The organism is Streptomyces natalensis ATCC 27448 (genome assembly GCF_000935125.1).
Classification (GTDB): domain Bacteria; phylum Actinomycetota; class Actinomycetes; order Streptomycetales; family Streptomycetaceae; genus Streptomyces; species Streptomyces natalensis.
In genome coordinates this window covers 44,132-66,259 of the sequence record NZ_JRKI01000056.1, presented here as the reverse complement: position 1 = coordinate 66,259, position 22,128 = coordinate 44,132, and the positions used below count along the sequence as shown (strand labels likewise).

The 22,128-nt window shown below is 71.4% G+C and carries 22 protein-coding genes; 17 read left to right on the top strand and 5 right to left on the bottom strand.

Annotated features, from left to right (window positions below; all coding sequences use genetic code 11):
- The first annotated feature begins 15 nt into the window (after positions 1 to 15).
- Positions 16 to 864, top strand: a complete 849-nt coding sequence (locus tag SNA_RS30145) for an inositol monophosphatase family protein (RefSeq protein WP_044367743.1) — start codon at positions 16 to 18, stop codon at positions 862 to 864.
- 117 nt (positions 865 to 981) lie between these two features.
- Here the strand turns inward: SNA_RS30145 and SNA_RS43470 are convergent, their stop codons facing one another.
- Positions 982 to 1,152 (bottom strand): hypothetical protein, encoded by a 171-nt coding sequence (locus SNA_RS43470; protein WP_198535162.1) that lies wholly within the window; start codon positions 1,150 to 1,152, stop codon positions 982 to 984.
- A gap of 370 nt (positions 1,153 to 1,522) precedes the next feature.
- Between SNA_RS43470 and SNA_RS30140 the strand changes: the two genes are divergently transcribed.
- The 4 genes from SNA_RS30140 to SNA_RS30125 all read left to right on the top strand — a co-directional run bounded on the left by SNA_RS30140 (position 1,523) and on the right by SNA_RS30125 (position 5,187).
- Positions 1,523 to 2,176 carry a response regulator transcription factor gene (locus SNA_RS30140; RefSeq protein ID WP_030062975.1) on the top strand — a complete coding sequence of 218 codons (654 nt, stop codon included), beginning with the start codon at positions 1,523 to 1,525 and terminating at the stop codon, positions 2,174 to 2,176.
- A 6-nt stretch (positions 2,177 to 2,182) separates the two neighbouring features.
- The gene (locus tag SNA_RS30135; RefSeq protein ID WP_030062974.1) at positions 2,183 to 3,457 is read left to right on the top strand and encodes a sensor histidine kinase; all 1,275 of its coding nucleotides are present in this window, start codon (positions 2,183 to 2,185) and stop codon (positions 3,455 to 3,457) included.
- 585 nt (positions 3,458 to 4,042) lie between these two features.
- Entirely contained in the window at positions 4,043 to 4,345 is a 303-nt protein-coding gene (locus tag SNA_RS30130; protein WP_016575747.1) for a DUF4193 domain-containing protein, read from the top strand.
- A gap of 14 nt (positions 4,346 to 4,359) precedes the next feature.
- Positions 4,360 to 5,187, top strand: a complete 828-nt coding sequence (locus SNA_RS30125; RefSeq protein WP_420823524.1) for a hypothetical protein — start codon at positions 4,360 to 4,362, stop codon at positions 5,185 to 5,187.
- A gap of 22 nt (positions 5,188 to 5,209) precedes the next feature.
- Here SNA_RS30125 and SNA_RS30120 read toward each other — a convergent pair whose 3' ends face one another.
- Positions 5,210 to 5,653, bottom strand: a complete 444-nt coding sequence (locus SNA_RS30120; protein WP_030062972.1) for a DUF3093 domain-containing protein — start codon at positions 5,651 to 5,653, stop codon at positions 5,210 to 5,212.
- A 58-nt stretch (positions 5,654 to 5,711) separates the two neighbouring features.
- On the opposite strand from SNA_RS30120, the gene SNA_RS30115 reads away from it, so the two are divergent.
- The 7 genes from SNA_RS30115 to kdpC all read left to right on the top strand — a co-directional run bounded on the left by SNA_RS30115 (position 5,712) and on the right by kdpC (position 12,526).
- The gene (locus SNA_RS30115) at positions 5,712 to 6,305 is read left to right on the top strand and encodes a PaaI family thioesterase (protein ID WP_030062971.1); all 594 of its coding nucleotides are present in this window, start codon (positions 5,712 to 5,714) and stop codon (positions 6,303 to 6,305) included.
- Positions 6,302 to 6,823 carry a dUTP diphosphatase gene (gene dut, locus SNA_RS30110; RefSeq protein WP_037788377.1) on the top strand — a complete coding sequence of 174 codons (522 nt, stop codon included), beginning with the start codon at positions 6,302 to 6,304 and terminating at the stop codon, positions 6,821 to 6,823. Before SNA_RS30115 ends, dut begins: the two co-directional genes overlap by 4 nt.
- A 1-nt stretch (position 6,824) precedes the next feature.
- The gene (locus SNA_RS30105) at positions 6,825 to 7,604 is read left to right on the top strand and encodes a DUF3710 domain-containing protein (protein ID WP_030062969.1); all 780 of its coding nucleotides are present in this window, start codon (positions 6,825 to 6,827) and stop codon (positions 7,602 to 7,604) included.
- A 323-nt stretch (positions 7,605 to 7,927) separates the two neighbouring features.
- Positions 7,928 to 8,017, top strand: a complete 90-nt coding sequence (gene kdpF, locus SNA_RS38935) for a K(+)-transporting ATPase subunit F (protein ID WP_016575741.1) — start codon at positions 7,928 to 7,930, stop codon at positions 8,015 to 8,017.
- Positions 8,018 to 8,025: 8 nt separating this feature from the next.
- A complete protein-coding gene (gene kdpA, locus SNA_RS30095; RefSeq protein ID WP_030062968.1) occupies positions 8,026 to 9,702 on the top strand; it encodes a potassium-transporting ATPase subunit KdpA in 1,677 nt (558 codons plus the stop codon).
- On the top strand, positions 9,699 to 11,843 hold the full coding sequence (gene kdpB / locus SNA_RS30090) for a potassium-transporting ATPase subunit KdpB (RefSeq protein WP_078970306.1): 2,145 nt from the start codon (positions 9,699 to 9,701) through the stop codon (positions 11,841 to 11,843). The genes kdpA and kdpB overlap by 4 nt, the downstream gene beginning before the upstream one ends.
- Before the next feature lie 20 nt (positions 11,844 to 11,863).
- Positions 11,864 to 12,526: a potassium-transporting ATPase subunit KdpC gene (gene kdpC, locus SNA_RS30085; protein WP_030062966.1), complete on the top strand. Its 663-nt coding sequence runs from the start codon at positions 11,864 to 11,866 to the stop codon at positions 12,524 to 12,526.
- Positions 12,527 to 12,618: 92 nt separating this feature from the next.
- Here the strand turns inward: kdpC and SNA_RS30080 are convergent, their stop codons facing one another.
- Positions 12,619 to 13,152 carry a GNAT family N-acetyltransferase gene (locus SNA_RS30080; RefSeq protein WP_030062965.1) on the bottom strand — a complete coding sequence of 178 codons (534 nt, stop codon included), beginning with the start codon at positions 13,150 to 13,152 and terminating at the stop codon, positions 12,619 to 12,621.
- Positions 13,153 to 13,392: 240 nt separating this feature from the next.
- Between SNA_RS30080 and SNA_RS30075 the strand changes: the two genes are divergently transcribed.
- From SNA_RS30075 to SNA_RS30060, 4 genes are all read left to right on the top strand, one after another.
- Positions 13,393 to 15,945: a sensor histidine kinase gene (locus SNA_RS30075; RefSeq protein WP_044367740.1), complete on the top strand. Its 2,553-nt coding sequence runs from the start codon at positions 13,393 to 13,395 to the stop codon at positions 15,943 to 15,945.
- A gap of 118 nt (positions 15,946 to 16,063) precedes the next feature.
- Positions 16,064 to 16,747 carry a response regulator gene (locus SNA_RS30070; RefSeq protein WP_030062964.1) on the top strand — a complete coding sequence of 228 codons (684 nt, stop codon included), beginning with the start codon at positions 16,064 to 16,066 and terminating at the stop codon, positions 16,745 to 16,747.
- Between the two features lie 274 nt (positions 16,748 to 17,021).
- A complete protein-coding gene (locus SNA_RS30065; RefSeq protein WP_078970305.1) occupies positions 17,022 to 17,420 on the top strand; it encodes an OB-fold nucleic acid binding domain-containing protein in 399 nt (132 codons plus the stop codon).
- Positions 17,421 to 17,423: 3 nt separating this feature from the next.
- Positions 17,424 to 18,311 carry a DUF3159 domain-containing protein gene (locus SNA_RS30060; RefSeq protein WP_030062962.1) on the top strand — a complete coding sequence of 296 codons (888 nt, stop codon included), beginning with the start codon at positions 17,424 to 17,426 and terminating at the stop codon, positions 18,309 to 18,311.
- 78 nt (positions 18,312 to 18,389) lie between these two features.
- Here the strand turns inward: SNA_RS30060 and SNA_RS30055 are convergent, their stop codons facing one another.
- Together SNA_RS30055 and SNA_RS30050 are read right to left on the bottom strand one after the other, a co-directional pair.
- Positions 18,390 to 19,061 carry a potassium channel family protein gene (locus SNA_RS30055; RefSeq protein WP_030062961.1) on the bottom strand — a complete coding sequence of 224 codons (672 nt, stop codon included), beginning with the start codon at positions 19,059 to 19,061 and terminating at the stop codon, positions 18,390 to 18,392.
- Positions 19,058 to 19,726, bottom strand: a complete 669-nt coding sequence (locus SNA_RS30050; protein WP_044367738.1) for a potassium channel family protein — start codon at positions 19,724 to 19,726, stop codon at positions 19,058 to 19,060. Before SNA_RS30050 ends, SNA_RS30055 begins: the two co-directional genes overlap by 4 nt.
- 353 nt (positions 19,727 to 20,079) lie before the next feature.
- Here SNA_RS30050 and SNA_RS30045 point away from each other — a divergent pair, with 353 nt between their 5' ends.
- The gene (locus SNA_RS30045) at positions 20,080 to 22,083 is read left to right on the top strand and encodes an NAD-binding protein (RefSeq protein WP_037788376.1); all 2,004 of its coding nucleotides are present in this window, start codon (positions 20,080 to 20,082) and stop codon (positions 22,081 to 22,083) included.
- Positions 22,084 to 22,128: the final 45 nt, after the last annotated feature.

Here is a 22,128-nt window from a genome sequence, read left to right as displayed (position 1 = left end):
CGAGCAAGGAGCACCGTGCCCGACCCGCTGCACTCCGACGCCCCGCAGGCCGCCCAGGCCGACGCGGCCGGCGCCCTCTACGACGAACTCCTGGAACTGGCCCTGGAGGCCGCCCGTCGCGCCGGGGCGCTGCTGCGCGACGGCCGGCCCGCCGATCTGGGGGTCGCCGCCACCAAGACCAGCCCCATCGACGTCGTCACCGAGATGGACCTCGCCTCCGAGAAGCTGATCACCGGATTCCTGGCCGAGCACCGCCCCGACGACGGCTTCCTGGGGGAGGAGGGCGTCAGCATCGAGGGCAGCAGCGGCGTCCGCTGGGTCATCGACCCCGTCGACGGCACCGTCAACTACCTCTACGACCTGCCGTCCTGGGCGGTGTCCATCGCGGCCGAGAAGGACGGGGAGACCGTCGTCGGCGTGGTCGCCGCCCCGATGCGCGGCGAGACCTGTCACGCCGTACGGGGCCGTGGCGCCTTCCGCAACGGCGAGCCGGTCCGGCACCGGCCCGCGCCGCCGCTCTCCCAGGCGCTGCTCGGCACCGGCTTCGGCTATCTGGCCGAGCGCCGGGCCGCCCAGGCGGAGGTGGTGCGCACCCTGCTGCCGCAGGTCCGCGACATCCGGCGCGGCGGCTCGGCCGCGATCGACCTGTGCGATGTGGCCTGCGGCCGGCTGGATGCGTACTACGAGCGCGGGCTGAACCCCTGGGACCTGGCCGCGGGCGTGCTGATCGTCCAGGAGGCCGGCGCCCGCACGGGAGGGCGCCCGGGGCGGCCCGCCTCCGGAGAGCTGACCGTGGCCGCCTCCCCGGACCTCTTCGGGCAGCTCCAGCCGCTCCTCGACGAGCTCGGCGCCTGGCACGACTGAGCGCGCCGGGAACCGGCCGAAGGGGCCTCACGGACGCACCGGCACGCACGCACAAGAGCGCCCCGGCACCAGCCCTGCGGTGCCGGGGCGCCCTGCTCGTGAGTGGCGGGGCCGGGTTCAGCCGACCGCACCGACCTCCACACCGTGCTCGGTCGCCAGCCGCTGGAGGTCCTCCAGCTCGGCCAGTTCAACCTCGGCGAGGAAGTCGTCGCCCGCGGCGCGGGCTCGGTCCAGATCGGCTTCGGTGCTCTTTATGCGCTGGCGAATGCCTGCGGTGAACGCGTCCATGGTGCGCCCCCTCGTCGTGGGTCGGTGGCACGGGGGTGTGCCGACGGGTGGGTCGATCACGGCGTGGTCCCTGCGGTGGATCACGCGTCGTAAGACGCCAACAGGGCGTGATCGCGGGTGTGCAGACGTCCTCCCCACCCCAATCCTCAGGGAAACCTCAATCTGTCCGGGAATCCGGCAATGGCGCACCAGACGCCCGCCCGCCGCCCGTGTGCCACCGGCCCGGTATCCGCTCGCCACCTGGCCGTCATCCGCCCTCCACCCCGCTGCACCCGTCTTACCGCCGGTTTATGGCTCTTCGGGGCAGGATGGAAGGGCTCCAGTGATTGTTGTGCCCTGATCGACAGGGCCCTGAGGAAGGACTAGCGACGTGCGTGTACTCGTCGTCGAGGACGAGCAGCTGCTCGCCGATGCGGTGGCCACCGGACTGCGCCGGGAGGCCATGGCGGTCGACGTGGTCTACGACGGCGCGGCCGCCCTGGAGCGGATCGCGGTCAACGACTACGACGTCGTCGTCCTCGACCGCGACCTGCCGCTGGTGCACGGCGACGATGTCTGCCGCAAGATCGTGGAACTGGGCATGCCCACCCGGGTGCTGATGCTGACCGCCTCCGGTGACGTCAGCGACCGCGTGGAGGGCCTGGAGATCGGCGCGGACGACTACCTTCCCAAGCCGTTCGCCTTCACCGAGCTGACCGCCCGGGTGCGGGCCCTGGGACGCCGTACGACCGTCGCCCTGCCGCCCGTCCTGGAGCGGGCCGGCATCAAACTCGACCCCAACCGCCGCGAGGTCTTCCGCGACGGCAAGGAGGTCCAGCTGGCGCCCAAGGAGTTCGCGGTGCTGGAGGTGCTGATGCGCAGCGAGGGCACGGTGGTCTCGGCCGAGCAGCTCCTGGAGAAGGCCTGGGACGAGAACACCGACCCGTTCACCAACGTCGTGCGGGTCACGGTCATGACGCTGCGCCGCAAGCTCGGCGAGCCCGCCGTCATCGTCACCGTCCCCGGCTCGGGATACCGGATCTGACCGGCGATGCCCTCCATTCCCTCCTTCTCCAAGGCGCACACGCCGCCTCCCGCCGCCCCGCCCAAACCGACCTGGGACCCCCGGCCGCCGGTCAACGTCCGGCCGTTCCCCTGGCTGCGGCCCACGATCCGGATACGGCTGACGCTGCTGTACGGCGGCATGTTCCTGATGGCCGGCATCGTGCTGCTGACGATCATCTACATGCTGGCGGCGAACACGCTCAGCGCGGGCAACCAGATCCCGTTCAAGATCGTGGGCGCGTCCGAGCTGCATGTGACCAGCGACACCTGCCCCGAGCTGACCCCGGCCGTACGCAACGTGGCCCAGCTCAACAGCGCGGTGGCCGAGTGCCTCCAGCACCAGCGGACCTTCGCCCTCAACACCCTCCTCAACCGCTCGCTGCTCGCCCTCCTGGGCCTGACCGTCGTCGCCTTCGCCTTCGGCTACGCCATGGCCGGGCGGGTGCTGTCCCCTCTGGGCCGCATCACGCGCACCGCCCAGCGGGTGGCCGGATCCGATCTGCACCGGCGGATCGAGCTGGGCGGCCCGGACGACGAGCTCAAGGAGCTGGCCGACACCTTCGACGAGATGCTCGACCGGCTCGACCGGGCCTTCGACGCGCAGCGCCGCTTCGTGTCCAATGCCTCGCACGAGCTGCGCACCCCTCTGGCGATCAACCGCACCCTGCTGGAGGTGCAGCTCGCCGACCCGGACGCGTCCCCCGAGCTCGCCCAGCTCGGCAAGACGCTGCTGGCGACGAACGAACGCAGCGAGCAGCTGGTGGAGGGCCTGCTGCTGCTCGCCCGCAGCGAGAACAGGGTGGTCGCCAAGAAGCCCGTCGATCTCGCCGAGGTCGCCTCGCAGGCCGTCGACCAGACCCGCGAGGAGGCGCATGCCAAGGGCGTGGAGCTGCGCGGCGTGCGCCGGCAGGTCTTCGTCCAGGGCAACGGCGTCCTGCTGGAGCGCATCGCGCTCAACCTCGTCCAGAACGCGGTGCGCTACAACGTCCCCCAGGACGGCTGGGTCGAGGTCACCACCGAGCCGCAGCCCGGCTGCGCGGTTCTGGTGGTTTCCAACACCGGCCCGGTCGTCCCCGCCTACGAGATCGAGAACCTCTTCGAGCCGTTCCGCAGGCTGCGCACCGAGCGCACCGGGAGCGACAAGGGCGTGGGGCTGGGCCTGTCCATCGTGCGCTCGGTGGTGCGCGCCCACGACGGCAGCATCACCGCCGAGCCGCGCGAGGGCGGCGGACTGGTGATGCGGGTCGTGCTGCCGCTGTGAGCTGCGTGGACGGCGGACGTACCGGGCCCGGTGGCGGGGCGGGTGCCGCGGCGCGCTCCGCGGGGCCGTACGAGGGCGTGTGCGGCCGCTGGGGGCGTTGCGCGGCCGCGTACGAGGTTTCGGACATTCGTGCGTATGATCGCCCGCCGGGCGGCCGCACACCGCCTCGCCTCCGGTTTGACGGGAGGGGCGGTCACCATGGATCCTTCGCCCGAGTTCGCTTTGCGCGGAATTCGGCCGGTCCTTCCGGCGCCCTGGGCGTGTGTGATCGCTCACAGGCGAGAATTTCCGGCCGTCTACGTTGCGTGATCAAAACGCCTGGTGGAAAGCCGGGAAAATCCGGGTTTCCGGGGGGCCTGATCACGGGAAGTACCCGTGATGGGCTGCGCGAGGTGCGACTTTCGGACCGTGTACGGTCCTGATCGCCATCCAAACCGATCACCTCTTCAGGGGTGCGGTTGGGTGTCGATTGAGTAACAGACCTTGATGTGAGGCAAAATCTCCGCCTCAGGTCGGGCACAAGTCCGGCCTCTCACGCGTTACGAGCGCTGAGACACCGCAGACACCCAGAGGGGGAGAGCGAAAATGGCTACGGATTACGACACCCCACGCAAGACCGATGACGACCTCAACGAGGACAGCATCGAGGAACTGAAATCCCGGCGGAACGACAAGTCCGCCTCTGCCGTCGACGTCGACGAGTTCGAGCAGGCCGAGGGCCTGGAGCTGCCCGGCGCCGACCTGTCCAACGAAGAGCTCGCGGTGCGCGTGCTGCCCAAGCAGCAGGACGAGTTCACGTGCATGAGCTGCTTCCTGGTGCACCACCGCAGCCAGCTGGCCGCCGAGGACAAGAACGGCAACCCGATCTGCCGCGACTGCGCGGCCTGAGAAGGGCCGACGCCGTGCCAGGCGTGAACCCGTTCCGTAAGGGCCCGAGGGGCGCGAAAGGACCGGCGGCAGGCGCACGACCACGCGAGGAATCCGCGCCCGTGCCCGCCGACCCGACCGCCCTTCCTCCGGAACGCACGACCGGCACACCGCAGGGGCGGGGCCGCACGGCCTCGCTCGCGGCCGGGGCTGACCACGGTGCCGTTCGCGGGGGCCGGCTGATCGCGGGACTCACCGCGATCGCCGACCGGATCATCGATACCGCCCCGCGCATCCCGGTCCGCGACCTGGCGACGTTGCGCGTACAGTTCCCCGGCCTGACCCCCGAGGAACTGGCCGACGAGCTGGTCGAGGGCGCGCGCAAGGCCACCGCCACCGTCGGCGCGGGCATCGGCGCGGCAGCGATGCTGCCCGTCCCGCCCGCGATGCCCTACGAACTGGCCGCCGAGATCATCGGCGTCGCGTCCGTGGAGCTCAAGCTGATCGCCGAACTGCACGAGGTCTACGGCCTGCGGCCCCCGGGCGGCCGCAGGCAGCGCGCGATGGCCACCGTGACGGCGTGGACCGAGGAGCGGGGCGTCGAGATCGCCGACCCCGCCTCGCTCAATGCCGCGCTCGGCGGGCCGATGCGCCGGGAACTGCGTCGGCAGATCATGAAGCGCACCCTGCGCAATCTTCCCAACCTCATGCCGTTCCTGGTGGGCGCCGCCGTGGGCGCGGCAGTGAACCGCCGCGACACCGGAAAGCTTGCGAAAAAGATCCGCAAGGACTTGCGGGCCCGACAGGTCCCCTGGGACGCCCTACCGGACGCCGTCCGGGCCGGGCCGCCGCCCCGCGGCTGACCCGCGCCCTCCGGCCGGGGTCTCAGGCCCGCGCCGCCGCCAGCGCCGCCACCAGCCGCTCCGGCTCCCGCGTCGAGAGATAGGCGTACGGCGTCGGATCCTCGGGATCGGTGATCTCCACCCGCACCGCGGTACGGATATAGCCGCGCAAGAGCATGAAAGCCCGTGCATCGGCCTTGTGCGTCCGCCAGGCCACCGCCTCGTCCGCGTCCAGCGCCCGAGCCTCGCCCAGCGCCGCGAGCGGGATCTTGGCGTCCCCCGCGATCAGCGCGCCGCCCACCACGCGGATCCGCGCCGAGCCGTACGAGCTGACCGCCACCGCCGCCAGCGCCGCGCCGCCGATCAGCCCGCCGAGCATCGGCAGCGTCCCCAGCGGGAAGAGGATCAGGGCACAGGAGACGCCGACCAGCACGGCGATCACCCACCAGGACCGGGGTGCGGTGAGACGTTCTTCGTACGACTGCATGGCTCCAGCTTGGCACGGCGGCGCAGGCCCCTTAGGTGCGCGGGTAGGGTCTGCACTCGTGAGTGGAACTGACGAACCCAGGGCGCGGCTGACGCCGCCGAAGGACGCCGCCGCTCCGGTGCGGCATCCCCAGGCGCCCGCACCCGGAGAACTCCTCGGCGCGCACTACGACCGGTGCTTCGGCTGCGGCACGGGCCAGAGCCACGGCCTGCACCTGGAGGCGCGGGCCGGCGAGGGCGTGAGCGTACGGGCCGAGTTCACCGTCAAGGAGGCCCACCAGGGCGCGCCGGGCCTGGCGCACGGCGGCGTACTGGCCACCGCGCTGGACGAGACGCTCGGCTCGCTGAACTGGCTGCTGCGGGTGATCGCGGTGACCGGCCGCCTGGAGACCGACTTCCTGCGTCCGGTCCCGCTGGACACCGTGCTGTACCTGGACGCGCGGGTCACCGCGGTGCACGGCCGGAAGATCTACTCCACGGCCGAGGGACGGATAGGCGGCCCGGACGGTCCGGTCGCGGTGCGCGCGGAGGCCGTCTTCATCGAGGTGAAGGTCGACCACTTCATCGACAACGGAAGGCCCGAGGAGATCCAGGCGGCGATGGCCGACCCGGACCAGGTCAAGCGAGCGCGTGCGTTTGAGGTGAACCCGTGAGCCAGGTACGGAATCCGGTGGATGTGCTGCTGCGCCGGCTGGATGCGCAGGTGCCCGTTCCGGCGTACGGGCATCCGGGTGACGCGGGCGTGGACCTGGTGACCACCGAGGCCGCCGAGCTGGCGCCGGGGGAGCGCGCGGTGCTGCCCACCGGGGTGTCGATCGCGCTGCCCGACGGGTATGCCGCGTTCGTACACCCCCGCTCCGGGCTTGCCGCCCGCTGCGGACTGGCCTTGGTCAATGCCCCCGGGACGGTCGATGCCGGGTACCGTGGGGAGATCAAGGTGATCGTGGTCAATCTGGACCCGCGCGAGACCGTGCGGTTCGAGAGGTATGACCGGATCGCCCAACTGGTCGTCCAGCAGGTCGAGAAGGTGCGCTTCCACGAGGTGGCGGAACTTCCCGGCTCGGCGCGGGCCGAGGGGGGATTCGGTTCCACCGGCGGTCATGCGGCGGTGGGTGGCTCCACGGGCGGGAATGGATACGCATCGGTCGGATCCGACCGGGAAGGACAGTGACGTGTTCGGACGTCGCAAGAAGAACGAGGCTCACCCAGAGCCGGCGCAGGACACCGCGTTCGCCGAGGAGTCGACTGTGCGCGACGGCGACGACGAGGCCGGGGAAGACGAGGCGGGCGAGCGGCGGATCGGTCTCCCGCCGGCGCCGCGCCCCGACGGTCCCTGGGACGCGTCGGAGGTCACCAGCCCCGGCGAGGGCCGGGTCGACCTCGGCGGTCTGTTCGTGCCCGGTGTCGAGGGCATGGAGCTGCGGGTGGAGGTCGCCGGTGACGCCATCGTCGCCGCGACCGTGGTGCTGCAGGACAGCGCCGTCCAGTTGCAGGCCTTCGCCGCTCCCAAGAACGAGGGCATCTGGGGCGAGGTCCGCGAGGAGATCGCGGCCGGCATCACCCAGCAGGGCGGGGTCATCGACGAGGCCGAGGGCCCGCTGGGCTGGGAGCTGCGCGCCCAGGTTCCGGTACAGCTGCCCGACGGGACGAACGGCGTGCAGGTCGTGCGCTTCATCGGCGTCGACGGTCCCCGGTGGTTCCTGCGCGGGGTGATCTCCGGCCAGGGCGCGGTACAGCCGCAGGCCGCCGGGGTGCTGGAGCACATCTTCCGGGACACCGTCGTCGTCCGCGGCGAGGGCCCGATGGCGCCGCGCGACCCGATCGTCCTCAAGCTGCCGGACGACGCCCACATGGTGCCCGACGGTGTCCAGCAGGATGCCGCCGAGCCGTCCCGCTTCGGCGGCGGCGTCGAGCGCCTGGAGCGCGGACCGGAAATCACCGAGATCCGCTAGTCCGTCCCCGGCCGGGCGCTGCAAATGCGCCACTGCAACGGCCGGGCCGTGCGCCCGCGAGGGCCCGTACCCCTGGAGAAGGGGTCCGGGCCCTCGTCGTTTGTGCAGGTCAGGCCCGCGACGCGTAGAGATTCCGTCAAGGGCGCGCTAATGGCCGTAAGGGAGGCGTCAACGGCGCTCACAACGGGCCATGGGGACGCTTTGCTGTGGGGGTCCCATTCCCCGTTCATCTAGGAGCACACGATGGCCGACGTGGCCTTCGTCGTCGTCACGCTCGCGGTCTTCGCGGTGGTGGCACTCGTCGCCAAGGGGGTGACGAAGCTGTGACCATCGAAAACATCGTCGGCCTGATCGTTGCCGTCGCCCTGCTCGGATACCTGGTCCTTGCCCTCGTTTTCCCGGAGAGGTTCTGAGCACGACCATGAGCCCCATCCTCGCAGGCGTGCTCCAGCTGATAGCGCTCATCGCGGCGCTGGCCCTGGCGTACCGCCCCCTCGGCGACTACATGGCCGCCGTCTACAGCTCCCCCAAGCACCTCCGTATCGAGAAGGTCATCTACCGCTGCATCGGCGCCAACGCCGACGCCGAGATGCGCTGGCCCGCGTACCTGCGCGGCGTCCTGGCGTTCTCCGTGGTGGGTGTGCTCTTCCTCTACCTGCTCCAGCGCCTCCAGGGCGGGATGCCGCTGTCCCTGGGCTTCGCGTCGATCAGCCCGGACCAGGCGTTCAACACCGCCGCGTCCTTCGTCTCCAACACCAACTGGCAGTCGTACAGCGGCGAGCAGGCCATGGGCCACGTCGTCCAGACCGCCGGTCTCGCGGTGCAGAACTTCGTGTCCGCCGCCACCGGCATGGCCGTCGCCATCGCCCTGGTCCGCGGCTTCGCCCGGTCGCGTACGGGCGACCTGGGCAACTTCTGGGCCGACCTGGTGCGCGGCACCGTGCGCGTGCTCATCCCGATCGCCGTCATCGGCGCCGTCGTCCTGGTCGCCTGCGGCGCGGTGCAGAACTTCTCCGGCATCCACGAGGTCGGCCAGTTCATGGGCGGCCACCAGCAGACCAACGGCGGTGCGATCGCCTCCCAGGAGGCCATCAAGGAACTGGGCACCAACGGAGGCGGCTACTTCAACGCCAACTCCTCCCACCCCTTCGAGAACCCCAACGCCTTCACCAACCTCTTCGAGATCTTCCTGATCCTCGTCATCCCGTTCGCGCTGACCCGCACCTTCGGCAAGCTCGTCGGGAACGTGAAGCAGGGCTACGCGATCCTCGCCACGATGGGCGTCATCTGGCTCGGCTTCGTCGCCCTGATGATGTGGACCGAGTTCGCCCACGGCGGCCCGGCGCTCCAGGCGGCCGGCGCGGCGATGGAGGGCAAGGAGACCCGCTTCGGCGTCGGCAGCTCCGCGATCTTCTCGGTGTCGACCACCCTGACCTCCACCGGCGCGGTGGACTCCTTCCACTCCTCCTTCACGGCCTTCGGCGGCGGCATCCAGCTGCTGGGCATGATGCTCGGTGAGCTCGCGCCCGGCGGTGTGGGCTCCGGCCTCTACGGCATGCTCGTCATGGCGATCATCGCGGTGTTCATCGCCGGCCTGATGGTGGGCCGTACGCCCGAGTACCTCGGCAAGAAGATCGGCACCCGTGAGATCAAGCTCGCGGCCTGCTACATCCTCATCACCCCGACGCTGGTGCTCGGCTTCGCCGCCGCCTCGATGGTGCTGCCGGACGCGCTGGGCTCGATGCTCAACACCAAGGCGCTGGGCGCCGGAGCGCACGGCTTCTCCGAGGTGCTCTACGCCTTCACCTCCGGCGGCAACAACAACGGCTCCGCCTTCGCCGGACTGAACGCCAACACGCCCTGGTACAACACCACGATCGGTCTGGCGATGCTGCTCGGCCGCTTCCTGCCGATGGTGTTCGTGCTCGCCCTGGCCGGCTCGCTCGCCGAGCAGCAGCCGGTCCCGGAGACCGCGGGCACCCTGCGTACCGAGAAGCCGCTCTTCGCGGGGCTGCTCGTCGGCACGATCCTGATCATCACCGGTCTGACCTACTTCCCGGCGCTGGCCCTCGGGCCGCTGGCGGAGGGTCTGTCATGACCGCCCCCGTGAAACCGGAAGGGCCCGGCTCCATGGCCTCCAGTTCGACAGCTACTCCGACTCGCGCTCCGCACCAGGACGTCCCCAGCGGGCACCAGCCCGGCGACGGCCGCGTGGGCGGCGGTCTCTTCGACCCCAAGCAGCTGATCAAGTCCTTCCCGGACGCGATACGCAAGCTCGACCCGCGGGTGATGGTCAAGTCCCCCGTGATGTTCGTGGTCGAGGTCGGCTCCGTGCTGACCACGGTCTTCGCCGTCACGAAGCCCTCGGACTGGTTCGGCTGGGCGATCGCGGCCTGGCTGTGGCTGACCGTCATCTTCGCCAACCTCGCCGAGGCGGTGGCCGAGGGCCGCGGCAAGGCGCAGGCCGACACCCTGCGCAAGGCCAAGACCGACACCGTGGCGCGCCGGCTGAACGGCGAGGCGGAGGAGCAGGTCCCCGGCACCGAACTGCGCATCGGCGACCTGGTCGTCTGCGAGGCCGGCGACATCATCCCCGGCGACGGTGACGTCGTCGAAGGCGTCGCCTCCGTCGACGAGTCGGCGATCACCGGTGAATCGGCGCCGGTCATCCGCGAGTCCGGCGGCGACCGCTGTGCCGTCACCGGTGGCACGAAGGTGCTCTCCGACCGCATCGTCATCAAGATCACGACGAAGCCCGGCGAGACCTTCATCGACCGGATGATCAACCTCGTCGAGGGCGCCGCACGGCAGAAGACCCCGAACGAGATCGCGCTGAACATCCTGCTCGCCTCGCTCACCATCGTCTTCCTGCTGGCGGTCGTCACCCTCCAGCCGTTCGCGATCTACGCGGGCGCCGAGCAGCCGATGATCGTGCTGCTCGCGCTGCTGGTCTGCCTGATCCCGACGACGATCGGTGCGCTGCTGTCGGCCATCGGCATCGCCGGTATGGACCGGCTGGTGCAGCGCAACGTTTTGGCCATGTCCGGACGCGCCGTCGAAGCCGCGGGCGACGTATCGACCCTGCTGCTCGACAAGACCGGCACCATCACCCTCGGCAACCGCCAGGCCGCCGAGTTCGTGCCCGTACGCGGCACCACCGAGGCCGAGGTCGCCGACGCCGCCCAGCTCTCCTCGCTGGCCGACGAGACGCCCGAGGGCCGCTCCATCGTCGTCCTCGCCAAGGAGAAGTACGGGCTGCGCGAGCGGCACCAGGGCGAGCTGGTGGACGCCGAGTGGGTGCCGTTCACCGCCCAGACCCGGATGTCGGGGGTGGACGTCGACGGCCGCAAGGTCCGCAAGGGCGCGTCCGGTTCGGTCATCGCCTGGGTGCAGGAGCGCGGCGGCGAGGTCGCCGAGGACGCCCAGCAGCTGACGGACGTCATCTCGCAGGCCGGCGGCACCCCGCTGCTGGTCGCGCTGGAGGACGAGCGCGGCCCGCGCGTCCTGGGCGTCATCCACCTCAAGGACGTCGTCAAGGAGGGCATGCGCGAACGGTTCGTCGAGCTGCGCAAGATGGGCATCAAGACCGTCATGATCACGGGTGACAACCCGCTGACGGCCAAGGCCATCGCCGACGAGGCGGGCGTGGACGACTTCCTCGCGGAGGCCACGCCCGAGGACAAGATGGCGCTCATCAAGCGCGAGCAGGCCGGCGGCAAGCTGGTCGCGATGACCGGTGACGGCACCAACGACGCGCCCGCGCTCGCGCAGGCGGACGTCGGCGTGGCGATGAACACCGGTACGTCGGCCGCCAAGGAGGCCGGCAACATGGTCGACCTCGACTCCAACCCGACCAAGCTCATCGAGATCGTCGAGATCGGCAAGCAGCTGCTGATCACCCGGGGCGCGCTGACCACCTTCTCGATCGCCAACGACGTCGCGAAGTACTTCGCGATCATCCCGGCGATGTTCGCAGTGGCCTACCCCGGCCTGGACTCCCTCAACATCATGCGGCTGTCCAGCCCCAACTCCGCGATCCTCTCGGCGATCATCTTCAATGCGCTGATCATCGTCGCCCTGGTGCCGCTCGCCCTCAGGGGCGTGCAGTACCGGCCGGTCAGCGCCGACAAGATGCTGCGCCGCAACCTCGCCGTCTACGGGCTCGGTGGCCTGATCGCGCCGTTCATCGGCATCAAGCTCATCGATCTGCTCATCTCCCTCATCCCCGGGCTGCATTGATCTAGGAGCTTGTGACCGTCATGAACAACTCGGTAAGCAACACCGCCCGGTTGCTCGGTGCGGGGCTGCGCGCCCTGCTCGTCCTGACCGTGCTGTGCGGGGTCCTCTACCCGCTGGCCGTCACGGGAGTGGCCCAGGCGGCCTTCCGCGACCAGGCCAACGGGTCCGAGGTGAGCTCCCACGGCAAGGTCGTCGGCTCCTCGCTGCTCGGCCAGCGCTACGACAAGGGCACGGACAAGGCCGGCAACCCCGTACCGGACCTGAGGTACTTCCAGCCGCGCCCCTCGGCGGGTCTGGGCAGCAACAAGACCAACGGGGTCAACACCCAGTACGACCTCCAGGTCTCCGGTGCGTCCAACCAGGGCGCCACCAACACCGACCTCATCAAGGCGGTCAAGGAGCGCAAGACGTGGGTCGCGAAGACCTACGGCGTGCCCGCGTCGAAGGTCCCGGCGGACGCCGTCACCTCCTCCGCCTCCGGGCTGGACCCCGACATCTCGCCGGAGTACGCGCGCCTCCAGGCCGACCGGGTCGCCAAGGAGAACGGGCTTCCCATGGCCACGGTGCGCAAGCTGGTCACGGACCACATCAGCGGCCGCGCCCTCGGTTTCATGGGCGAACCGCGGGTGAACGTCCTGGAGTTGAACACCGCGCTCAAGGACCTGGTGCACAGCCGCGGCTGAGCACCGGCGCAGCGACGGCGGCCCCCGGGGAGCTTCTCCCCGGGGGCCGCTGCGTGCCGTCGCCGGGCACCGAGTCGCCGGCGGGGGAGCGGCTACCAGACATCTCCCTCACGCCAGTCGCAGGTGAGGGCCGCATCCAGGTCGAGCGGGGTCGCCGCCGTCGGCAGGACATAGAGACCGCCGTCCTCTTCGGGGGTGCGGCGGATGCCGGTCGGGCTCAGGGTCCAGGAGCTGCCGCGCCACCGCTGCCAGCCGCGCCCCGTATAGAAGCCCGCGGCGGCGTCGCCGGCGGACAGGGCGCCGAGGTCGTAGGCGCCGCGTATCACGCGTTCGAGGGCGCCGAGCAGCGCTCCGCCGTGGCCGCGGCCGCGGTGGTCCGCGCGGACGGCGACGCCCTCCACATAGCCGCAGCGCAGTGCCCGGCCGCCGTGCACCAGGCGGCGCTGCACGACGGCGGCGTGCCCGATCAGTGCGCCGTCCGCGTGGAGGAGCGCATGGACGCCGCCGAGCGCGTGTTCCCAGTCCTCCTCGGTCATGTCGTCGAAGGCGTCGTCGAGCAGCGCACGGGCCGCCTCCAGGGTGGCGGCGTCCAGATCGGCCGTATGGGCGGTACGTAACTGGGTCATGCGGAAAATCTTCGCAGCCGGCCCACGGGCACACGAGGCCCTTTCGGCCGACCGGCCGCGGCATTCCGGACCACATCGGGCCCGCCCGGCCTGCGCCCGGGGCCCGCCCGGCCGCTGTATCAGAGTCGCGTCAAGACCGGACGCAATGCCGTCACCTGCGGCTTTTTTCCCGCTGTGGGTCTGTAGGGTCGCTACAGGCCCAGCCCGGTGGGGGCGGCCTTCACGTAAGACAATGGGACCATGGCACGCGGCAAGCTACGGATATATCTCGGCGCGGCACCGGGCGTCGGCAAGACGTACGCGATGCTGTCCGAGGCGCACCGGCGCATGGAGCGCGGTACGGATCTCGTGGTGGGCTTCGTCGAGCATCACGGCAGGCCCCGTACCGAGGTGATGCTGCACGGGCTGGAGCACATCGCGCGCCGCGAGCTGGCCTACCGCGGCACCTCGTTCACCGAGATGGACGTCGACGCGGTGCTGGCGCGGCGGCCGGCCGTGGCGCTGGTCGACGAGCTCGCCCACACCAACGTCCCCGGTTCGCGCAACGCCAAGCGCTGGCAGGACATCGAGGAACTGCTGGAGGCCGGGGTCGATGTGATCTCGACGGTCAACATCCAGCATCTGGAGTCACTCGGGGATGTCGTCGAGTCGATAACGGGAGTGCGCCAGCAGGAGACCGTTCCCGATGAAGTCGTCCGCCGGGCCGACCAGATCGAGCTCGTCGACATGTCGCCGCAGGCGCTGCGCCGCCGTATGGCACACGGCAACATCTACACCTCCGACAAGGTCGATGCCGCACTGTCCAACTACTTCCGGCCCGGCAACCTCACCGCGCTGCGCGAGCTGGCGCTGCTGTGGGTCGCCGACCGGGTGGACGAGTACCTCCAGGCGTACCGCGCCGAGCACTCGATCCGTTCGACCTGGCAGGCGCGCGAGCGCATCGTCGTCGGCCTGACCGGCGGCCCCGAGGGCCGTACGCTGATCCGCCGCGCGGCCCGGATGGCGGCCAAGGGGTCCGGCAGCGAGGTGCTCGCCGTCTACATCGCCCGCAGCGACGGGCTGACCTCCGCCTCGCCCAAGGAACTGGCCGTCCAGCGCACGCTGGTGGAGGATCTCGGCGGTACGTTCCACCACGTCATCGGCGACGACATCCCGTCGGCCCTGCTGGAGTTCGCCCGCGGGGTCAACGCCACCCAGATCGTGCTCGGCTCCAGCCGCCGCAAGACCTGGCAGTACGTCTTCGGCCCGGGCGTGGGCGCCACCGTCGCCCGCGACTCCGGACCCGATCTCGACGTCCACATCGTCACCCACGAAGAGGCCGCCAAGGGCCGTGGGCTGCCGGTGGCGCGCGGGGCGCGGCTGGGGCGGGCGCGGATCATCGCCGGCTGGCTCGTCGGAGTGGCCGGTCCGGTGCTGCTCTCACTGCTGCTGACCGGCATCGACACCGGCCCGGGGCTGGCCAACGACGTCCTGCTCTTCCTCTTCCTGACGGTCGTCGCGGCGCTGCTCGGCGGACAGCTGCCGGCGCTGGCCTCCGCCGCCGTCGGCTCGCTGCTGCTCAACTTCTACTTCACGCCCCCCACCCACACCCTCACGGTCAGCGACCCCAAGAACATCGTCGCCATCGCGATCTTCTTCGCGGTCGCGGTGTCGGTCGCCTCGGTGGTGGATCTCGCCGCCCGCCGCACCCACCAGGCCGCCCGGCTGCGCGCCGAGTCGGAGATCCTCTCCTTCCTCGCGGGCAGCGTGCTGCGCGGCGAGACGACGCTGAACGCGCTGCTGGAGCGGGTACGGGAGACCTTCGCCATGGACACGGTGGTGCTCCTGGAACGCGGCAGCGAGGTGGAGCCGTGGACCTGCGCCGGACGGGCGGGCAGCGGCGACAGCCGGCCGCCCGCGCGCCCCGAGGACGCCGATGTCGACATGCCGGTGGGCGACCACATGGCGCTGGCGCTGACCGGACGGGTGCTGCCGGCGGAGGACCGCCGGGTGCTGGCCGCGTTCGCCGCTCAGGCCGCCGTCGTCCTGGACCGGCAGCGCCTGGTGGGCGAGGCGGAGCGGGCCCGCGAGCTGGCGGAGGGCAACCGCATCCGTACGGCACTGCTGGCCGCGGTCAGCCACGACCTGCGGACCCCTCTGGCGAGCATCAAGGCGTCGGTCACCTCCCTGCGTTCCGACGACGTCGCCTGGTCCGAGGAGGACGAGAAGGAGCTGCTGGCCGGCATCGAGGCGGGCGCGGACCGGCTCGACCACCTGGTCGGCAACCTCCTGGACATGTCCCGGCTGCAGACCGGCACGGTCACCCCGCTGATCCGCGAGATCGACCTCGACGAGGTGGTCCCGATGGCGCTGGGCGGCGTGCCGGAGGGCAGCGTCACCCTCGACATCCCTGAGGAACTGCCGATCGTCGCTGTCGACCCGGGGCTGCTGGAGCGTTCGGTCGCCAACCTCGTCGAGAACGCCGTGAAGTACAGCCCGGAGGGGAAGACGGTGCTGGTCTCGGCCAGCGCGCTCGGCGGCCGGGTGGAGCTGCGGATCGTCGACCGCGGGCCGGGCGTCCCGGACAGCGCCAAGGACCGGATCTTCGCACCCTTCCAGCGCTACGGGGACTCCCCGCGCGGCGCCGGCGTGGGCCTGGGCCTGGCCGTGGCCCGGGGCTTCGCGGAGTCGATGGGCGGCACCCTGACCGCCGAGGACACCCCCGGCGGCGGCATGACCATGGTGCTCACCCTCCGGGCGGCGGCCGGCCATCCACCGGTCCGCGCCGACCTCCCGGCCCGGGCGGTCACATGAGCCCGGCGGCCCGGACCACCCGACACCAGACCATGACCACGACCGACCATGACGACGGCGGACCACGACGCCGAGAAACCGTGACGCCGAGAAACCGTGACGACGAGGGAGAACGCCAGTGAACCGGGTGCTTGTGGTCGATGACGAGCCGCAGATCGTCCGCGCCCTCGTGATCAACCTGAAGGCGCGCAAGTACGAGGTCGACGCCGCCCCCGACGGGGCCACCGCCCTCAAGCTCGCCGCCGCCCGCCACCCCGATGTCATCGTCCTCGACCTGGGCCTGCCCGATATGGACGGGGTCGAAGTGATCAAGGGGCTGCGCGGCTGGACACGGGTGCCGATCCTGGTGCTCTCGGCCCGGCAGACCTCCGACGAGAAGGTCGAGGCGCTGGACGCGGGGGCGGACGACTACGTCACCAAGCCGTTCGGCATGGACGAGCTGCTGGCCAGGCTCCGCGCCGCGGTGCGCAGGGCCGAGCCGACCGGTCCGGCCGAGGACGAGGTGATCATCGAGACGGACGGTTTCACCGTCGACCTGGCCGCCAAGAAGGTCAACCGCAGCGGCCGCGACATCCGGCTGACCCCCACCGAATGGCACCTCCTGGAGGTCCTGGTGCGCAACCAGGGCCGCCTGGTCAGCCAGAAACAGCTGCTCCAGGAGGTCTGGGGCCCCTCGTACGGCACCGAGACCAACTATCTGCGGGTCTACATGGCCCAGCTCCGCCGCAAGCTGGAGAGCGATCCGTCGCACCCCCGGCACTTCATCACGGAGCCGGGGATGGGGTATCGCTTCGAGCAGTGAGGGGCGGGTGTTGCGGCCGGGGGTCCGGGGGTTGCCCCCGGGGGACGCAGCATCACGGAGCCGGGGATGGGGTATCGCTTCGAGCAGTGAGGGGCGGGTGTTGCGGCCGGGGGTCCGGGGGTTGCCCCCGGGGGATGCAGCATCACGGAGCCGGGGATGGGGTATCGCTTCGAGCAGTGAGGGGCGGGCGGCGTCCCGGCGGCCCCGTACGGCCCGGTACGACCTTGCGTCGCGGCTCGTGATCCCCGGCCGGGGGCACCGGTACGCTGGGGTTATGAGTGCTGGGACCCGATCCGAGAAGCCGGCCGGTCGTTTCCGCCGGATGATCGAGCGGCTGTCGTCCTCCGAGGAGGAGCTGCAGAGCGCCGAGCTGCGAAAGGACGCGCAGGACACGGGCTGTACCCGTATCTGCGACTGCGCTGACCGCCAGATAGTCAAGGTCACCGGCACCCTGCGGCATGTCACGCTGCGGCCGCGCGCCGGTGTGCCCGCGCTGGAGGCGGAGCTGTTCGACGGCTCCGCCGCACTCGACGTGGTGTGGCTGGGCCGCCGCTCCATCGTCGGGATAGAGCCGGGCCGTAAGCTCATCGCCTCGGGCCGGGTCTCCATGAGTCACGGACGCCGGGTGCTCTTCAACCCGAAGTACGAACTCCGACCGCTCGGACAGGAGTAGCCGGTGCCGTCTCACGACCGACCGACCACCGACCCACGACCGACCACCGGCGCGGATGCCACCGCGCCCGCCACGGCGGACGCCGACGCCGGCCAGGCCGCCGACGGCAGAGCCGCGACCGAACAGGCGCTCTTCGAGGCCTTCGGCGGCATCCGCGGCACGGTGGAGACCATCCTCCCCGGCCTGCTGTTCGTCGCGATCTACACGGTCAGCAAGGACCTGCACGTCTCGGCGATCGCCGCCCTGGCCGTCTCCCTGGTGCTCACCGCCGTCCGCCTGGTGCGCAGGGACACCCTCAAGCACGCCTTCAGCGGCGTCTTCGGCGTGGCCTTCGGCGTGGTCTTCGCGATGATGACCGGCAATGCCAAGGACTTCTATCTGCCGAGCATGCTCTACACCCTCGGCCTGGCCCTGGCCTACATCGCCACCACGCTCGCCGGTGTCCCGCTGCTCGGCCTGATCCTGGGCCCGGTCTTCAAGGAGAACCTCTCCTGGCGCACCCGTAACCCCGGCCGCAAGCGGGCCTACGCCAAGTCCAGCTGGGCCTGGGGCCTGATCCTGCTGGCCAAATGCGCGATCCTCTTCCCCCTGTACTGGTGGGCGAACACCGCGCAGCTCGGCTGGGTGCTGGTCGCCCTCAAGCTGCCGCCGTTCCTGCTCGCGCTGTGGCTGACCTGGGTCTTCCTGACGAAGGCGCCGCCGCCGATCGATGTCTTCGCGGAGATGGAGGCCGAGGAGGAGCGGGAGAAGGCGCAGCGGGCGGCCGCGGAGCGCCGGAGCGCCGAGGGGGAGGTCCTGGACGCCGTCGCCGAGGATCTCGGTCACGGCCTCGCCGCCGAGGTCGCCGTGGAGGCCGCGCGGCGCCCGCAGGGGCCGCGCCACCGCCGCTGACCCACCCGGCAGCAACGCACCGGGGCCCGGGAACCGCGAAGGTTCCCGGGCCCCGCCGCGTTGCCGGGCGACCGTCCGCTAGGCGTCCGTCCGCCGCACCGACAGCAGATCCTCCAGCTGCTCCTCGCGCGACTGCGCGGCCACGAACAGCAGCTCGTCGCCCGCCTCCAGCGCGTCCTCCTTGTTCGGCGTGAGCACCCGCGTCCCGCGGATGATCGTCACCAGGGAGGTGTCCTCGGGCCACTCCACGTCGCCGACCCGGGTGCCGGCCAGCGCCGCCTCCGGGGGCAGAGTCAGCTCGACGAGGTTGGCGTCGCCGTGGCTGAAGCGCAGCAGCCGTACGAGGTCACCGACGCTGACGGCCTCCTCGACCAGCGCCGACATCAGGCGGGGTGTCGAGACCGCGACGTCCACGCCCCAGGACTCGTTGAACAGCCACTCGTTCTTCGGGTTGTTGACCCGGGCGACCACCCGGGGCACGCCGTACTCGGTCTTGGCGAGCAGCGAGACCACCAGATTGACCTTGTCGTCACCGGTGGCGGCGATGACGACGTTGCAGCGCTGGAGCGCCGCCTCGTCGAGCGAGGTGATCTCGCACGCATCGGCCAGCAGCCACTCAGCCAGCGGCACCCGCTCGACCGAGATGGCGGTCGGCGCCTTGTCGATCAGCAGGATCTCGTGGCCATTTTCCAAGAGCTCACCGGCGATGGATCGACCCACCGCACCCGCGCCCGCGATTGCGACCCTCATGCGTGCGCCTCCTCGGGACCGGCGGCGAACGCCGCCTCGACCTTCTCGACCTCGTCGGTGCGCATCATGACGTGCACCAGATCGCCTTCTTGCAGCACCGTCTGCGAGGTCGGGAGCATCGCCTCGCCCAGCCGGGTGAGGAAGGCGACGCGGACGCCGGTCTCGTCCTGGAGCTTGCTGATCTTGTGGCCGACCCAGGCCGGGGAGGCGGCCACCTCGGCGAGCTGGACGCCGCCGCTGGGGTCGCGCCACAGCGGCTCGGAGCCCGAGGGCAGCAGCCGGCGCAGCATCTGGTCGGCCGTCCAGCGGACGGTGGCGACGGTGGGGATGCCCAGGCGCTGGTAGACCTCGGCGCGGCGCGGGTCGTAGATCCGGGCCGCGACGTTCTCGACGCCGAACATCTCGCGGGCCACCCGGGCGGCGATGATGTTGGAGTTGTCGCCGCTGGAGACGGCGGCGAAGGCGCCCGCCTCCTCGATCCCGGCCTCCCGCAGCGTGTCCTGGTCGAAGCCGACGCCGGTGACGCGGCGGCCGCCGAAGGCCGAGCCCAGGCGGCGGAAGGCGGTCGGGTCCTGGTCCACCACCGCGATGGTGTGGCCCTGGCTCTCCAGGGTCTGTGCGAGCGCGGAGCCCACCCGGCCGCACCCCATGATGACGATGTGCATGCGATTACCCCGTGCCCTGACTCAGCGCGCTGATCTGCCCAAACACCCTGCTCAACTCTTCCTTCTCCGAGTGCCGGCAAAGCGCGGCTACGGCTCGCGGTCGCAAGGCCACTGCTCGCGACCGGGACCCCGTACGCATCAACGGGCGCGTTGGGCGCAGCGTGGTCCGGGTACAACCGTAGCCGTAATGCGCCGTCCGTTAAGGGGCGCGGTCGCCACCCGGCAGATGCGGGCCCAATCGGCCGGTGCACCCGCTTACCGCACCTGGCTGCGCCACGCGGCTCCCGTACGGCACGCTACGACGTGTGCCCAATCTGCCTCAGCAGCCCCAACAGGACTCCATCGCACCGCACATGGTGGTCTGCGGCGACGATGCGCTCGCGCACCGGCTCGCCGCGGAACTCAAGGACGTCTACCGCGAACGGGTGACGCTGGTCGTCCCCTCCGCCCGGGAGCCGCACCGGCCCCGGATCCCGCCGCCGGCTCGTGCGCTGGACCGGGCCACGGCCCTGCTGGGACGGATGTCGGCGGCGATGACGCGGACGACCCTGCTGCCGCCGGAGGCGGCTGCGGCGGCCGGGGCGGACGACGGCGACGACATGCCCGAGGAGCCGGTGCGGATCCTGGAGGCGGCGGAGGCCGACGATGCCGTGCTGACGGCGGCGGACATCGCCGGGGCGGGCGCGCTGGCGCTGGTCTACGACGACGACGAACTCAACATCCACGCCGCGCTGCGCGCCCGCCGGCTCAACCCCCGGCTGCGGCTGGTGATCCGGCTCTACAACCGCAAACTCGGCCAGCATCTGGAGGCGTTGCTCGACCAGGCGGCGACGGTCGCGTCCCCGGGCGGCGACGACGCCGCCCAGGCCGATGCCTCCACGACCGTGCTCTCCGACGCCGACACCGTGGCCCCGGCGCTGGCGGCCACCGCGGTCGCCGGGACCAGCAAGGTCATCGAGGCGGACGGGCTGCTGCTGCGGGCCGTGGAGCGCGCGCCGGTGCCACCGGGCCGGGCGGCCGGGCCCGGCCTGTGCACCCTGGCGGTGCTCACCGCCTCCGCCACCGACCCGGCCGCCACCGACCCGGCCACCGCCGGCTCCGCCGCCACCGTGCCGCCGGCCGGGGACGAGCGCCCGGTACTGCTGCCGGACGACGAGACGGCCGCGGCCGCCGAGGGGCGCGGCACCATCGTCCTGGAAACCGTCTCCTACACGGGGCGGACGGTGCGCCCCTCCCTCCTGCGCGGCCGCGGCGCCCCGCTGGCCTCCCTCTTCTCCCGGCGGCTGCGCTGGTCACTGGCCGGGGTGGTCCTCGCCGTCCTCGCCCTGGCCGTCGCCTCCAGCCTCAGCACCGGCGAACAGCCGCTGCACGCCGCCTATCTGACCCTCCTCGACCTCTTCGCCATCGACGACCCCGCGCTCGCCGAGCCGCTGCCCCGCAAGATCCTTCAGCTGCTGTCCGCGCTCACCGGGATGCTGCTGCTGCCGGTGCTGGTCGCCGCGGCCTTCGAGGGCCTGGGCACCTTCCGCAGCGCCTCCGCCCTGCGCCGTCCGCCGCGCGGGCTGTCCGGGCACGTGGTGCTGCTCGGCCTGGGCAAGGTGGGCACCCGGGTGCTGACGCTGCTGCACGAGCGGGGCATCCCCGTGGTGTGCATCGAGGCCGACCCGGAGGCGCGCGGTATCTCCGTTGCCCGTCGGCTGCGGGTGCCCACGGTCGTGGGGGACGTCACCCACGAGGGTGTGCTGGAGGCCGCCAAGGTGGACCGGGCGCACACCCTCCTCGCCCTGACCAGCGAGGACACCACCAATCTGGAGGCCGCCCTGTACGCCCGCTCGGTCAAGCCCCGGCTGCGGGTGACCCTGCGACTGTTCGACGACCACTTCGCCACCGCCGTCTACCGCACCCTGCGCGCCGCCCATCCCCGCGCCCTGACCCGTAGCCGCAGCGTCTCCTTCCTCGCGGCCCCCGCCTTCGCCGGCGCCATGATGGGTCGTCAGATCCTCGGGGCGATTCCCGTCGAGCGGCGGGTGCTGCTGGTCGCCCGGGTCGGCGTACGGGGCCATGCCGCCCTGGAGGGCCGCACCATCGGCGAGGTCCTGCGCCCCGGGCGGCTGCGCGTCCTGGCCGTCGACACCTCCGCACCCGACGAGACGACGGAGGCGGCCGCCGCGGCGCCGCCGGGCACCGACCGCGCGCCCGCGCTCCTGGTCCACGAACTGGGCGACGGCTACGTCCTGCGCCCCCAGGACCGGGTACTGCTCGCCGCCACCCGCCAGGGCCTGGGCGATCTCCTGGCCCGCCGCCCGCGCGCAGCGGCCGGTGCCGGGGACGGGGCCGACCGGACCCGGCAACCGTGAGACGTACCACACACCTCTGCCGCCCCATGCCGTATGCAGTCGAGG

Coding starts and splice junctions, on each gene's coding strand:
- SNA_RS43470 (WP_198535162.1), bottom strand. CDS start 1,152: ATGGACGCGTTCACCGCAGGCATTCGCCAGCGCATAAAGAGCACCGAA.
- SNA_RS30135 (WP_030062974.1), top strand. CDS start 2,183: ATGCCCTCCATTCCCTCCTTCTCCAAGGCGCACACGCCGCCTCCCGCC.
- SNA_RS30130 (WP_016575747.1), top strand. CDS start 4,043: ATGGCTACGGATTACGACACCCCACGCAAGACCGATGACGACCTCAAC.
- SNA_RS30120 (WP_030062972.1), bottom strand. CDS start 5,653: ATGCAGTCGTACGAAGAACGTCTCACCGCACCCCGGTCCTGGTGGGTG.
- kdpA (WP_030062968.1), top strand. CDS start 8,026: ATGAGCCCCATCCTCGCAGGCGTGCTCCAGCTGATAGCGCTCATCGCG.
- kdpB (WP_078970306.1), top strand. CDS start 9,699: ATGACCGCCCCCGTGAAACCGGAAGGGCCCGGCTCCATGGCCTCCAGT.
- kdpC (WP_030062966.1), top strand. CDS start 11,864: ATGAACAACTCGGTAAGCAACACCGCCCGGTTGCTCGGTGCGGGGCTG.
- SNA_RS30080 (WP_030062965.1), bottom strand. CDS start 13,152: ATGACCCAGTTACGTACCGCCCATACGGCCGATCTGGACGCCGCCACC.
- SNA_RS30075 (WP_044367740.1), top strand. CDS start 13,393: ATGGCACGCGGCAAGCTACGGATATATCTCGGCGCGGCACCGGGCGTC.
- SNA_RS30065 (WP_078970305.1), top strand. CDS start 17,022: ATGAGTGCTGGGACCCGATCCGAGAAGCCGGCCGGTCGTTTCCGCCGG.
- SNA_RS30055 (WP_030062961.1), bottom strand. CDS start 19,061: ATGAGGGTCGCAATCGCGGGCGCGGGTGCGGTGGGTCGATCCATCGCC.
- SNA_RS30050 (WP_044367738.1), bottom strand. CDS start 19,726: ATGCACATCGTCATCATGGGGTGCGGCCGGGTGGGCTCCGCGCTCGCA.
- SNA_RS30045 (WP_037788376.1), top strand. CDS start 20,080: ATGGTGGTCTGCGGCGACGATGCGCTCGCGCACCGGCTCGCCGCGGAA.